Origin of the sequence: Mesorhizobium sp. M1182, assembly GCF_040318335.1 — a bacterium.
Lineage (GTDB): Bacteria > Pseudomonadota > Alphaproteobacteria > Rhizobiales > Rhizobiaceae > Mesorhizobium.
Map to the genome: position 1 here is coordinate 398,018 of NZ_JAMYMD010000003.1, position 13,799 is coordinate 411,816.

Annotated in this window: 8 protein-coding genes and 2 pseudogenes; 5 read left to right on the forward strand and 5 right to left on the reverse strand. The window is 62.2% G+C overall.

Features of this window, described 5'->3' with window-relative positions:
• Nucleotides 1-78 precede the first annotated feature (78 nt).
• Nucleotides 79-4,899, reverse strand: coding sequence for an NAD-glutamate dehydrogenase (locus NKH33_RS06940; RefSeq protein WP_352918596.1), 4,821 nt, complete (start codon nt 4,897-4,899; stop codon nt 79-81).
• A 130-nt stretch (nt 4,900-5,029) separates the two neighbouring features.
• On the opposite strand from NKH33_RS06940, the pseudogene NKH33_RS06945 reads away from it, so the two are divergent.
• Both NKH33_RS06945 and NKH33_RS06950 read left to right on the forward strand, forming a co-directional pair.
• Nucleotides 5,030-5,592: pseudogene (locus NKH33_RS06945) on the forward strand (peroxidase-related enzyme).
• Between the two features lie 137 nt (nt 5,593-5,729).
• Entirely contained in the window at nt 5,730-6,053 is a 324-nt protein-coding gene (locus NKH33_RS06950) for a YciI family protein (protein WP_023678126.1), read from the forward strand.
• A 9-nt stretch (nt 6,054-6,062) separates the two neighbouring features.
• Here NKH33_RS06950 and NKH33_RS06955 read toward each other — a convergent pair whose 3' ends face one another.
• Nucleotides 6,063-6,677, reverse strand: a complete 615-nt coding sequence (locus NKH33_RS06955) for a LysE family translocator (protein ID WP_352540903.1) — start codon at nt 6,675-6,677, stop codon at nt 6,063-6,065.
• Between the two features lie 393 nt (nt 6,678-7,070).
• Here NKH33_RS06955 and NKH33_RS06960 point away from each other — a divergent pair, with 393 nt between their 5' ends.
• Entirely contained in the window at nt 7,071-7,697 is a 627-nt protein-coding gene (locus NKH33_RS06960) for a DUF1062 domain-containing protein (RefSeq protein WP_352918598.1), read from the forward strand.
• A gap of 110 nt (nt 7,698-7,807) precedes the next feature.
• On the opposite strand, the gene NKH33_RS06965 is transcribed toward NKH33_RS06960, so the two are convergent.
• Both NKH33_RS06965 and typA read right to left on the reverse strand, forming a co-directional pair.
• Nucleotides 7,808-8,554 carry a M48 family metalloprotease gene (locus NKH33_RS06965; RefSeq protein WP_352767498.1) on the reverse strand — a complete coding sequence of 249 codons (747 nt, stop codon included), beginning with the start codon at nt 8,552-8,554 and terminating at the stop codon, nt 7,808-7,810.
• A 241-nt stretch (nt 8,555-8,795) separates the two neighbouring features.
• Nucleotides 8,796-10,625 carry a translational GTPase TypA gene (typA, locus tag NKH33_RS06970; protein ID WP_352918600.1) on the reverse strand — a complete coding sequence of 610 codons (1,830 nt, stop codon included), beginning with the start codon at nt 10,623-10,625 and terminating at the stop codon, nt 8,796-8,798.
• A 197-nt stretch (nt 10,626-10,822) separates the two neighbouring features.
• Between typA and NKH33_RS06975 the strand changes: the two genes are divergently transcribed.
• Complete coding sequence (locus NKH33_RS06975) at nt 10,823-11,104, forward strand: hypothetical protein (RefSeq protein WP_352918602.1); 282 nt, start codon at nt 10,823-10,825, stop codon at nt 11,102-11,104.
• Nucleotides 11,105-11,151: 47 nt separating this feature from the next.
• Here the strand turns inward: NKH33_RS06975 and NKH33_RS06980 are convergent.
• Nucleotides 11,152-12,725 (reverse strand): annotated as a pseudogene (locus NKH33_RS06980) (alkaline phosphatase D family protein).
• Nucleotides 12,726-13,045: 320 nt separating this feature from the next.
• Between NKH33_RS06980 and NKH33_RS06985 the strand changes: the two are divergent.
• A partial coding sequence (locus NKH33_RS06985; RefSeq protein ID WP_352918604.1) for an ISAs1 family transposase occupies nt 13,046-13,799 on the forward strand: 754 nt, incomplete at its 3' end.

Genomic DNA, 13,799 nt, shown 5'->3' on the forward strand with positions numbered 1-13,799 from the left:
CGGCGCCCCCCAACGCAGGGCGCTGTTCGCTCTATGGCGTAGTTCTTCCCGGCAATCCCGCGCGATGTGGAAGACGTCTCACAGCCCTGTCAGATCGCTCATCAGGCCGGACGCCACCGACAGCCGCGACACGGTGATGTCGCCGCCCTCGGTCAGAGCCTGCAGCCGCTCGCGGATGCGTCCGACCCGTTCGCCGCCCGCCTCCAACCATGCTGTCACCGGATCCGCCGCCTCGGCATGACTGGTGAGTGCCGCCACCGCGATGCCGCGCCTGGCGGCGCCGATCGTGTCGGTGGCACGCGAAAGCGCCAGTTGATCGTAATAATCCGAGGGCGTGATCGAGCGCGCCGCATCTTCGACGCGCGGTATGCGGAAGACATCGCTGACTGCAAAAAACGCCTTGGCGGCAGCGACGATGCCGGCAGTTGCCGTCCGCGCCGTCAGCGCAATGTCGGGGATGAGTTCCGCCACATCGGTCAACGCCAGTTGCTCGGCCAGGCTCTCGGGCGCGCCGCCCTTCGACAGACTGTGCCGCCGCTCCTCGATCCGCTCGCGCGAGAAGGCCGGCAACAGCGCAACGAGCTTCGGCTCCAGCGCCTTGCGCGCATCCTGCAACTCGGTGATCCGCTGCCCGAGCGGTGCGGTGCCGGCATCGTTCTTCAGGTACCAGCCGCTGGTCACATAGATCAGCCGGCTGACCGCCTGATAGAGGTCGAGCTGGATCTGTCCGTCGATCCGGTTGTCGAGCGCGTCGATCTGGCGATAGAGCGCCGGCAGCGCAAAGCCATCCCGCACCACGGCGAAGGTGCGCACGACATCGGCGGCACTGCGCCCGGTCGCTTCCTGCAGCCTGTTGACGAAGGACGGGCCGCCGCGATTGACCAGGTCATTGGCGACGGCACGGGCGATGATCTCGCGGCGCAGGCGATGGCCGTGGATTTCCGCCGCATATTTCTTTGCCATGCGGTCGGGAAAGTAACCCATCAGGTCGCGGTCGAAATGCGGATCGTCCGGCACGTCGCTGGCGACGATATCGGAAAACAGCACGATCTTGGCATAGGCAAGCAGCACGCCGAGCTCGGCCCGTGTGAGCGGCTCGCCGCGCGCTTCGCGCTCGGCAAGAGCCGCCGGCGACGGCAGCGTCTCGACGGCACGGTCGAGCAGCCCGCGCGCCTCGAGCGCCTCCATGAAGCGGCTCTGATGGGCAATGTCGGCAAGGCCGCGCTTGCGAGCAAGGGACAGCGCCAGCGTCTGCTGGTAATTGTTGGACAGCACCAGGGCGCTGACCTCGTCGGTCATCTCGGCCAGCAATTTGTTGCGCGACGGCCGCGTCAGCGATCCCTTCCGCATGGCGGAAGCCAGCGCGATCTTGATGTTGACCTCGACGTCTGAGCAGTTCACGCCGCCCGAATTGTCGATCGCATCTGAGTTGCAGCGGCCGCCATTCAATCCGAATTCGATGCGCGCCCGCTGTGTGACGCCGAGATTGGCGCCTTCACCGATGACCTTGGCACGCAGGTCGAGCGCGGTGATGCGGATCGCGTCATTGGCACGGTCCCCGACGTCCTGGTTGGTCTCGCCCGATGCCCTGACATAGGTGCCGATGCCGCCGAACCACAAAAGATCTGCCGGCGCCTTGAGGATGGCACTCATGATCTCGACCGGCGTGGCCGTTATCTTGCCGAGGCCGATAGCTGCAGCCGCGGCGGCCGGCAAGGTGATCGACTTCTGGCTGCGCGAGACGATGATGCCGCCTTCGGACAGCTTCGTCTTGTCGTAATCCTGCCAGCTTGAGCGAGCGAGAGCGAACATACGCCGGCGCTCGGCCATCGAAGCGGCCATGTCGGGATCGGGATCGATGAAGATGTCGCGATGATCGAAGGCGGCGATCAGCCGGGTCTGCTCCGACAGCAGCATGCCGTTGCCGAACACGTCGCCCGACATGTCGCCAACGCCGACGACGGTGAACGGCGTGGTTTGGATGTCGCGGTTCATCTCGCGGAAATGCCGCTTGACCGCTTCCCAGGCGCCCTTGGCGGTGATGCCCATCTTCTTGTGGTCGTAGCCGGCCGAACCGCCGCTGGCGAAAGCGTCGTCGAGCCAGAAGCCGTGCCTTTCGCTGATGGCGTTGGCGATGTCCGAGAAGGTCGCCGTGCCCTTGTCCGCGGCGACGACGAAATACGGATCATCCTGATCGCGCCGCACGACGCCGACTGGCGGGATGACGCCATCCAGCCCGATATTGTCGGTGATCGACAACAGGCTGGAAACGTAATTCTTGTAGGCGGCCATGCCGGCCTCGAAAATTGCGTCGCGCCCGGCGCTCATCGGCAGCTTTTTCGGGTAGAAGCCGCCCTTGGCGCCAACCGGCACGATCACCGCATTCTTGACCTGCTGTGCCTTGACCAGGCCGAGCACCTCGGTGCGATAGTCCTGCGCACGGTCCGACCAGCGCAGGCCGCCGCGCGCGACCGGGCCGAAGCGCAGATGCACACCCTCGACCTCGGAGCCGTAGACGAAGATCTCCCGCCATGGCCGCGGCGCCGGCAGCCCGTCGACCGATTGCGAATCGAGCTTGATCGCCAGCGATTGGCCTTTCTGTTTCGTATCGGCAACGAAATGATTGGTGCGCAGCGAGGCTTCGATCAGGTTCAGATAACGGCGGATGATGGTGTCGTCGTCAATGTTGGGAACGTCTTCCAGCGCATCCGTGATCTTGGCTTTCAGATGTTTGGCCTGAACGACGCCTTCCGTCTCGGCCGTCGCGCCGAGGTGGGCGACAAACAGCGCATGCAGGTCGCGGGCGATCTCGGGATAACGGTTGAGCGCGGCGGCGATGAAATCCTGGCTCTGCGGGATGCCGGCCTGCTGCAGATAGCGGCCATAGGCGCGCAGGACGGTGATCTCGCCCGACCACAGGCCGGCGGTCTGGGCAAGGCCGTTATAGCCGTCATTGTCGACATCACCGCGCCAGACGGAAAGGAACGCATCCTCGAACAGCGCGCCGCCATTGCCGAGGTCGATCGGCCTGCCGTAGCTGTTCTCGAGTTCCATGTCGTGGATGAAGACCATGCCGGGCTGATCACTATTGATCATGCCGGATTGAATGTCGCCGACCTCGAAAGTGCGCTCGCTGATGACGCGGAAACCGATGTTTTCCAGCACGGGAACGCGCCGCGACAGCGCCACCGGGCTGCCATGGTGATAGATCTTCAGCGCCGCCTGATGCGGCTTCTGGTCGGCGTGACGGTAATAGTCGATGGCGATCGGATTTGAGGCATCGAGCTTGGCGATGCGCCCGGCATCGGCCAGCGCCACGGCCGGCGGAAAACTGTCGCGATAGCTTTCCGAAAAACGCGAGGCGATGGCCGTGAGTCTCGCATCGGCGCCGGTCTCGGTCGCGGTCTCGCGCAGGGCATCGTCCCAGGTCCGTACGATGTCGCGGATCGCCGCCTCGATCGTTGCCTGCTCGACCTTCGGCGTCTTGCCGCCGGAGCGGCCGATGATGAAATGGACGCGCGCCAGCCCGCCTTCCGGGAAGGCCGGGTAATAGGCGGACAGCCGGCCTTCGAAGACGGTCTTCAGATAGGTGCCGATCTTCTCGCGCACGACGCTGTCGTAGCGGTCGCGCGGCACGAAGACGAGCACGGAGACGAAGCGGTCGAACTGGTCGACACGCACCAATGCCCTGACGCGCGGCCGCTCGATCAGGCCCAGTATGGCTTCGGCATGCTTGCGCAGGATCGGCACCGGAACCTGGAACAGCTCGTCGCGCGGATAGCTCTCCAGCACGTTGATCAATGCCTTGCCGGAATGGTCGCTTGGATTGAAGCCGGATTTGGCAATGACGGTTTCCGCCTTCGAGCGCAGATAGGGGATTTTCATCACCGAGCGCGTATAGGCAGTCGAGGTGAACAGGCCGACGATACGGAGCTCGCCCGAAAGCACGCCTTTGCCGGTGTAGGTCTTGACGCCGATGTAGTCGAGGTAGATGCGGCGGTGCACCGACGACTTGGCGTTGGCCTTGGTGACGATCAGCGGTTCCGGCCCATGCAGGAAGGCACGGATTTCCGGCGTCGTGCTTACCGCTTCGGTGCCGCGCCTGAGCACCAGCACGTCGGGATCGGAAAGGATGCCGAGGCCGGGCTTTTCGGCGCGCTCTAGCATGCCGCTCGTCTCGCCGCCGGTGTAGTTGAATTCGCGCGTGCCGAGAAAGGTGAAATTGTCGTCGCGCAGCCATTCGAGGAAGGCGATCGCCTCGGTGACATGGGCCTTGTCGAGCGGCACTGGGGAGTAGCGGAATTCCGAGATCGCCTGGTCGAGGCGGGCAAGCATCGGCTTCCAGTCGGTGACGGCGGCTCGCACCTGGCCGAGCAGCTTCGTCAGGCGTGCGGCCAGGCCTTCGGCCTGCTCGGCCGAAAGGCGGCCGATATGGACATGGATGACGCTCAGTCGGTCATGGCTGTGGTCGCCCTTGGCATAACCGCCATCGCCGAGGATTTCCTCGACGCCGTTCTTGCCGTGCCTGACGACTATGACTGGATGGGTAACCAGCAGCGGCTCGCCGGCGCTTTCTGTAATCTCGCCGAGGACGGAATCGAACAGGAACGGCATGTTGTCGTTGACGACAGTGATCACCGTCATCGGCCGGCCCTGGCGGACGACACCGGAATCGACGTCTATGGCAACGACGCAGTCGTCCTTCTTGTGCCTGGCCACTGCGCGGCCGGCGAGTTCGGCAGCGCGTTCGAGATCGATGACGTCGTAGGCGGCGACATCTTCGGCCGGAGCTCGGGCCAGCAGGTAGTCGGCAAGCCTGCCGGGCTTTTCACCACCCGCGGCTTCACCCCTCGTCAGGCCGGCTTTTTTCAACCGGCTCGCTGACTTTACGCTGGCCATGAGTCCCTCCCGTCACATGTTTTTGCGGCTATGCTAACAGATGACGGGTATTTGGCGACAAAGGTTTGACGGCTTGCGACGAAATGTCGGAATTCACCGGCAGCCTGGCGAAAAAGAGGAGAGATCCGCCATGACGGACAAAATCACCGCGCTTGACCTGGCACCGGCGGAGCTGAGCGACGCGACCAAGGCCTATTTCACCAAGTGCCGGGAGAAGCTCGGCCTCGTTCCCAACGTGCTGCTCGCCTATGCCTCGACGAGAAGAAGCTGCGCGCTTTCACCGACATGTACAATGATTTGATGCTGGGTGAATCCGGCCTGTCGAAACTCGAGCGCGAGATGATCGCGGTGGCCGTCTCATCGGTCAACCATTGCTACTATTGCCTGGCCGCGCATGGCGCGGCGGTGCGCCAGCTTTCCGGCGACCCAGCCTTCGGCGAGATGATGGTGATGAATTTTCGCGCCGCCAAGCTGTCGGACAGGCAACGCGCCATGCTCGAATTCGCGGTGAAGCTGACCGGGCAGCCGGCAAATATCATCGAAGCGGACCGGGCGGCGCTGCGGCAAGTCGGCTTTTCCGACCGCGACATCTGGGACGTCGCCTCGACCGCGGCGTTCTTCAACATGTCGAACCGGCTGGCATCGGCAATCGACATGCGGCCGAACGATGAATACCATGCGATGGCGCGATAGGGCACCGCCGTTGCGAGCCAACGGCATATTATATTAGCTACTTCGCATTCTCGTTGCTTGTTTGCCGGTTTGGTCCGATGATCGGCATGCGGCATGACCGCATGCCGGTTCGATGCCGCCGATCAGAGGAGGAGAACATGGCGAAATTTCTCTACGTCTATCACGGCTCGGGCAAGATGCCGACCGAGGAGGCCGAACGGAAGGCAGCGATGGATGCCTGGAACGGCTGGTACGGCAAGCTTGGCTCAGCGGTGGTCGACGGCGGCAATCCAGTCGGCATGTCGAAGACCCTGCTGCCTGGCGGCAAGGTCGAGAACAATGGCGGCAGCAATCCGACCGCCGGTTACACCATCATCGAAGCAAAGGACATCGACGATGCCGTCGGCAAAGCCAAGGATTGTCCTATCTTGACGGACCCGGGTTTCAGCGTCGAGATCGCGCCAATAATCGAAATGGGTTGACGCGCCGGCTCAGGACCGCGCCGCGATCGCCGCCGCAGCGCCGGCCATGGTACCGGCGCTGATGCGGTTGGCGATTTTCATCGCCCGCTTGCTCCTCAAGAGCTTGCGCGCCTGCGATGCGGCGAGCACCCAGGTCAAATCGATGGCGACCAGGACCACTGCCATGGTCGCCGTCAATTCGATCCAGCCGACCATGCTGACCGAACCGAGGTCGATGATGGTCGGCAGCAGCGCCAGATAGAACATCATGATCTTGGGGTTGCCGAGCGTCACCGCCATGCCGGCAAAGAACAGTCTGACGGGCGAATCTTCGCGCGGCAGCGCGCCTTCCTTGGCCTCGACCGGTGCCGTCCACATCTTCCAGGCAAGCCAGCCGAGATAGGCGACGCCGACCCACTTCACGACGACAAAGGCAAAGTGGAACGTCTGCGCCACCACGGCGAGGCCAAACACCGCCAGCGACAGCCAGATCGCTTCGCCGATCCACATCGCAAGCAGGAACGGGAACACGTCGCGAAACCCTTTTACGATGACCCGCGCCACAAGAGCGGCGATCGATGGGCCGGGCGAGCCGGCGGCAACAAGCAGGGCGCCGGCAAAAATCAGCAGCGATGTGAAATGCATGACGCGGATCCCGTTTGAAATGTTTGGGTCGTTCAACATAACCCAACTGGTCCGACGACAGTAGCGTCCACCGAAAGAAGGCTTGTCGGCCAGGCACCTCGCGGCTAGAAATGTCGTCCCGACATCATTTCGAGCTTCACTTTGCCTTCGTAACCGCCGGTCTCGTCAACTCCCCCAACACAGAGCAGGGCGTCGCAGTCGCGATGCCTGTTTTCACATCATGTGTTCCTCGGGTGGCGGTTCGAGACCGGTTTGGCACTGCTGAACCGCTGTCGCGCATAACCACCCGCGACACCTGATTTCCAACTGCCGCAGTCTCTCGCCACGCCGTCCCCGCATGGGTTCTCGATATCGCCGATCTGACGAACTTCCCGACGGGAAGGGCTTTTCGGCATGCCTTCGATACTGCGTATCCGCTGGACGATCACACCCAAGACCGCACCTCGACCTCACCTCAACTGCAATCGCTGCGGCGGCCTGAAAGCCTATCGCTGCAGCGGCAAATTCCGCGTCAATGCCAACGGCAAGCGCATTGACGCCTGGTTGATCTACCGCTGCATCGACTGCGACAATTCCTGGAATTTCGGCATTCTGGAGCGCTGCAGCCGCCGCGATATCGAACCGGCAATATTGCAGGCGCTCGAAAGCAACGATCCGGTCCTGGCGCGGCGCCATGCCTTCGATGTTGCCGCATTGCGAAGCAGTATCGGGCGCGTCGAGGAGTTTCCCGAAGCCGTCGTTCATAAGCAGGCGCTCGGGGATAGACCGGAAAATACCAGCGCGCTCGAACTTCAGCTCTGGCTCGAAATGCCGACAGCGCTGCGGCTCGACCGGTTGCTCGCCAGCGAACTCGGTGTCTCGCGATCGCGGCTTCAGGTTTGGGAAGAGAAACGATTGCTGGTGGTTGGTCCGGACGGAGCCAAAGCCTTGCGCAAGCCAGCGCGGGCGGGAACGGCGATCCGCGTCTATCTCGTCGGCGAGCCCGACCGGGAAGCCATCATCTCGGCTGCCGGCGGATGAAACAACGAGGGAAGGGAGCACACGAGTGCTCCCTTCCCTCGTTGTTGCAGACTACAAGAAAGAAACTTGCGCCGCGCCGACCACTTTCGCCGATTTCCCGAAACGCAATCCTAAGCTGTTTCCAAATCCTTGGCATTTTTCCTTCGGTGAAACGCGCCAAGGAATCGCAAGGGAAGAGTAAGCATCGATAGATTGGGATGTGCCTTGCGCATCATTTTCCATGCGTAACGGTCTGCCTGCCGTTCCTGATCAGGATCCTGTCCAGATTCGACATGCTGCAGCGCGTGGTGTCCTACCTCATGATAGAGCGTTTTCTCGATCATGAATCTCCGAACTGCGTTCCCAATCCTGTGCTCGGATGGGCGTCGCCAGACAATCTCGATGACCGATACCGCCTGGAGGTAGGTACCGGCGAATTCGGGCTCGGGAGGTTCCGGGATTATGTAGATTCGCGAAATGCCAACCAGATCGGCTTCAGGTACATTTGCGAGCCAGCGGCCAACGTGCCGAGAGGCTTCAAAGCGACTGTCGAGCTTGCCATGCTCCAGAACAATGATGCCGCCGACCGAAGACCGCCGCCAGTCGTCCATTGTAAAGCGGACGATGCTGCGGAGCGCAGCTCGCATGAGGGGAGTTATCGGTCTTGCGAGCGAAGCCGACATATATCGTCGGGATGCGTCTTCGTTGATATCGTGCAGAGCAGTAGCGAGGCCCGCCACAAGCGTTGCGATTTCGTGATGGGAAACCTTGCCTAGATCGATCCTTGCAAGTTCGTGCTCGATCGCTGGCAATACTGCATTGCCAAATCCAACAAGATTCTTGTGAGCAACGAGCCTTCGCCGCATGTCATCTTGCATAAGGCTCCGGACGAAAGCCTGAACGGCATTTCCCACACCCGTTTCCCCGCCTTTACCCACAGCTAAACTACCGTGACAAAGAAGGAGAGAGCGAAAATATCATGGTATTGCGACGACTCCTCTGTAGCCTCTGAAGAGACACTGAGCGGCCGGCGCCACATTCCTTCTGGCGACAAGCCGTGTCCGCTCAGCGGGAAGGAACGCGTGTTTCGCCCCTCCATTCCGCCCAGAATAAAAGCTCTTACGCCGCGCCGACCGCTTTCGCCGACTTCTCAAAACGCTTGCGCTCGTTCGGATCGAGATAGAGCTTGCGCAGGCGGATGGTCTTCGGTGTCACTTCGACCAGCTCGTCGTCCTGGATCCAGGCCAGCGCGCGTTCCAGCGTCATGCGGATCGGCGGCGTCAGCTTCACCGCCTCGTCCTTGCCGGCGGCGCGGATGTTGGTCAGCTTCTTGCCCTTGAGCACGTTGACTTCGAGGTCGTTGTCCCTGGAATGGATACCGATGATCATGCCCTGATAGACCTTGACGCCGGGATCGATGACCATCGGGCCGCGGTCTTCCAGGTTCCACATGGCGTACGCGACCGATTCACCCTGTTCGTTGGAGATCAGCACGCCGTTGGTACGGCCTGGCAGCTCACCCTTGTAAGGTTCATAGGCATGGAACAGCCGGTTCATCACAGCGGTGCCGCGCGTGTCGGTCAACAGTTCCGACTGGTAGCCGATCAGCCCGCGCGTCGGTGCGTGGAAGACGATGCGCTGGCGATTGCCGCCCGAAGGGCGAAGCTCGACCATCTCGGCCTTGCGCTCCGACATCTTCTGCACGACGACGCCGGCATGCTCCTCGTCGACGTCGATGACGACTTCCTCGACCGGCTCCAGCAATCCGCCGCTATCGCCCTTCTGCATGACGACGCGCGGCCGCGACACGGCGATCTCAAAACCTTCGCGGCGCATCGTCTCGATCAGCACGGCCAGCTGCAATTCGCCGCGGCCGGAAACGAAGAACGAATCCTTGTCAGGTGATTCCTCGATCTTCAGCGCGACATTGCCTTCGGCCTCGCGCAGCAGGCGGTCGCGGATGACGCGGCTGGTCACCTTGTCGCCTTCGGTACCGGCCAGCGGCGAATCGTTGACGAGGAAAGACATCGTCACAGTCGGCGGATCGATCGGCTGCGCGTGCAGCGGCTCGGTCACCGACAGGTCGCAGAAGGTGTCGGCGACAGTGCCTTTCGACAGGCCGGCGATGGCGACGATGTCGCCCGCCTGCGCCTCGTCAATGGGCTGGCGCTCGAGCCCACGGAAAGCAAGGATTTTCGAGATTCGGCCGGTTTCGACCTGGGTGCCGTCATGGTGCAGCACCTTGACCGCCTGGTTGGATTTCAGCGTGCCGGATTCGATACGGCCGGTGATGATGCGGCCGAGGAAAGGATTGGCTTCCAGGATGGTGCCGATCATGCGGAATGGGCCGGGATGAACGGTCGGGGCCGGCACGTGCTTGATGACGAGGTCGAACAGCGGCGCCAGAGCCTGGTCCTTCGGACCTTCGGGGTTTTCCGAGACCCAGCCGTCGCGGCCTGAACCGTAAAGGATAGGGAAGTCGAGCTGCTCGTCGGTAGCGTCAAGTGCTGCAAAAAGATCGAACACCTCGTTCACCACTTCGACGTGGCGGGCATCTGGCCGGTCGATCTTGTTGATGACGACGATCGGCTTCAGTCCAACCTTGAGTGCCTTGCCGACCACGAATTTGGTCTGCGGCATCGGCCCCTCGGCGGCGTCGACCAGCACGATGGCCGAATCCACCATCGACAGAATGCGCTCGACCTCGCCGCCGAAGTCGGCGTGGCCGGGCGTGTCGACGATGTTGATGCGGGTGTCCTTCCAGTCGACCGAGGTCGCCTTGGCCAGGATGGTGATGCCGCGTTCCTTTTCGAGGTCGTTCGAATCCATGGCGCGCTCGGCGACGCGCTGGTTGTCGCGGAACGAGCCGGACTGTTTCAGAAGCTGGTCGACGAGGGTGGTTTTTCCATGGTCGACGTGCGCGATGATCGCGATATTGCGGATTTTCATGTTTCGGTCTCGGGAGCGTTGCAGGCAGCAGGCCAAAGGCGCTGCCTCTTTCGGTTGGGCGGCTCATACAGGGTTTTTCGCAATTGCGAAAGAGGAGGCGAGCCACCAAATAAAGTCACCAAATCTTAAATGTCTTGGTGTGAAATGGAATTATTAACCAAGGCGGAACCTTTCATGGTCCGGACAGTTCGAATTTCATGATCGAGATAGGCATCAAACTCCGGCCGATTTTGGCATGTGCCGCGCTCGCCGTCCTCCTCGCGGCCGGCGCGGCGCAGTCGGCGGCGTCGTTCAAGGAGACGCGGTCTGCTTTGCCGTCCGACAAGCCGTCGGCGGAGCAGCTTTTTGCCGATGCTCCCGATGGCGTCGATCCGGTGGTGACCGGGCCGGTCAGCGCCGCCTTCAAGCAGCGGCAGCAAAATGCCGGATGCGACAGCGCCGTCTGGCCCAACATTCCCGTCGTCTGCTATCCCGATTGATATACGTTCCTACCCTCGGGCTGGCCCGAGGGTAGTGGCGCCGTCGCTCACGCCGACCGCACCGGATCAAGCGTGACCTTGTAGAGTTCGCTGTCGTCGCGATCCATCAGCCGCACCGTCAACTGTTCGGTGGCGCCATCGATCTCGACGAGCCCGAAGAACTGCAGGCCGGCCGAAGGCGCCAGGTTTTGACCCTGTTCGGCAGTTGGTGCCTTTATGAACTTCAGCTCCGGGCCGAATGTCATATCGAAACCATTAGGCCCGAACGTCCCGGAATGGATCGGACCCGAAACGAATTCCCAAAACGGATCGAAGTCCTGGAACTGCGCCTTGTCCGGATTGTAGTAATGCGCGGCTGTGTAATGCACGTCTGCGGTGAGCCAGACAGTGTTGCTGATACCTGCATTCTTTATATAGCGAAGAAGGTCGGCAATTTCCAGCTCACGCCCTTTGGCCGGGCCATTGTCGCATTGCTGACCGCCTCGGCCCCTACCTTCTTGGTGCCGTCGTTCCAGACGACGAGGCCGAGCGGCATGTCGGCGGCGATGATTTTCCAGGTTGCGTTGGAATTCGCCAGTTCACGCTTCAGCCACTTGATCTGCTGTTCACCGAGGATGCGCGATTGCGGCGTCATCGTCTCCTGCATATCCGGACCGTTGGGGCCGCGGTAGGAACGCATGTCGAGGAAGAACACGTCGAGCAGCGGACCATAGGCGATCTTGCGGTAGACGCGGCCGGGCTCCGACGGCTCGTAACGGATCGTCGTCATTTCGTGGAAGGCGCGCGCCGCACGTGCCGCCAGCACATGGATGGATTTTTCAGTGTAGCGATCGTCGGCGCTCAGGTCCTTCGAGTCCGACCAGTTGTTCAGCACCTCGTGGTCATCCCACTGATAGAAGGTCGGACAGATGGCGCTGAGCGCCAGCACATGCCTGTCCATCATGTTGTATTTCCACTGCGCCCGGTATTCGTCCAGCGTCTCGGCAACCTTGCGCTTCTCGTCGATCAGCACTTTGTTTTTCCACTTGCCGCCGTTGGGCAGGTCGACCTCGTCCTTCATCGCACCATCGGCATAGATCGTATCGCCCGAATGCAGGAAGAAGTCGGGCGTGTGCTTGGCAATGGTGGCGTAGGTCTTCATGCCGGTCTCGTCGATGCCCCAGCCTTGGCCGGCGGTGTCGCCCGACCAGGCAAAGCGAATGTCGCGCTTCGACGCAGGTGCCGTGCGGAAGCGGCCGACGACCGGCTCGGAAACGGCGTTGATGTCGGCAAGATCGGCCGCGACCATGCGGTAGAAGATGTCCTGGTCGGAGGCGACATCGGTAAGCAGCCGCTTCACCGTATAATCGCTGGCCGGCGAGCTATCGAGCGGCGCCAGGCGGACGGCATTGGTGAAGCTTTCGGTCGGCGACACCTCGAACATGACGCGCGACGGCCGGTCGGTGCGTGTCCAGACCATGCCGCTGGTGGCGTCGACGTCGCCGGACTGGATGCCATGGGTGAACGCCGGGCGCTGATTGGCGCGCGAGTAATAGGGAAGGGCGAGGCCCGAGGCGCCGACCAGGCCAACGGCGCTGGCCGACGTGACGAAAGCGCGCCGCGTCATCGAAATCTTGTTCATGGCTGTCTCCTGGATGGCATTGAACGTCGCCGCCAAGCTCCAGCTTCAATGTTTCAGGCACATTTCGAAACGATGAAGGTTTGATAACAGTGAACAGGCTGGCGAATCTCCCTCCTTGAGGGGGGATGTCGCCAAAGGCGACAGAAGGGGGTCGTCTTGCGCGGAGCGCCGGCCTCCTGCATCGGCGATAAGAGGCCGAGCCCGGTTCGACCGACCCCCTCTGGCCGCTTCGCGGCCATCTCCCCCTCAAGGGCAGGGGAATCGCATATGGCGATTTTGGGGTTGAGTTTAGGCTGAGAAAGGATTCTTTGGAGAGGCAGTTGAGCGAAGGAGCGACTGCCATTTCCTGCCTTGAGAGCTACTTTGGCGCGGTGCCTGATCCACGCGCGCCCAACGCCACGCACCGGCTTGGCGACCTGATCGTGATGATGATCGCAGCAAGCCTGTGCGGCGCCAGCAATGCGACGGAATTTGCCCTGTTCGCGCAGGAGCGCAAGCAGGCGCTGTCGCGGCTGATCGACTATGACGCAGCTCCCAGCCACGACACCTTCTCGCGGCTGCTGCGTCTGCTCGACCCGGAGGCCTTTGGTCGCGCCTTTGCTGCCTTTGCCGCAGCTTTCGCCCGAGCCAGCCGAGAGACGCCCGAGGTGGTGTCGCTTGACGGCAAGGCTTTGCGGCGAGCCTACGAGAAGGGCTTGGCAGCCAGTCCGCCGTTGACGGTGTCGGCCTTCGCCGCCGAGACCCGGCTGTGCCTGGCGGCAGTCTCGCCGAGCGATGGTGAGAACGAAGTCGAGGCCGCGCTCAAAGTCGTCGAACTCATTGATCTTACGGGCAGATTGGTCACCGCCGACGCGCTCCACTGCCACACCCGCATGGCTGCGGCCATTACCCAAAGAGGTGGCGATTACCTGCTTGCGCTGAAGGGCAACCGTCGTCATTGGCTGCGCCGTGCCAACCTGCAACTGGCCGACGCCACCCCTTCCATTGCCGAGCGGACCGAGACCAGCCACGGCCGCAACGAGTGGCGGCAGGCCGAGATCGTGGCGGCGGCCGAGCCGCTGATGCCCGGCCACC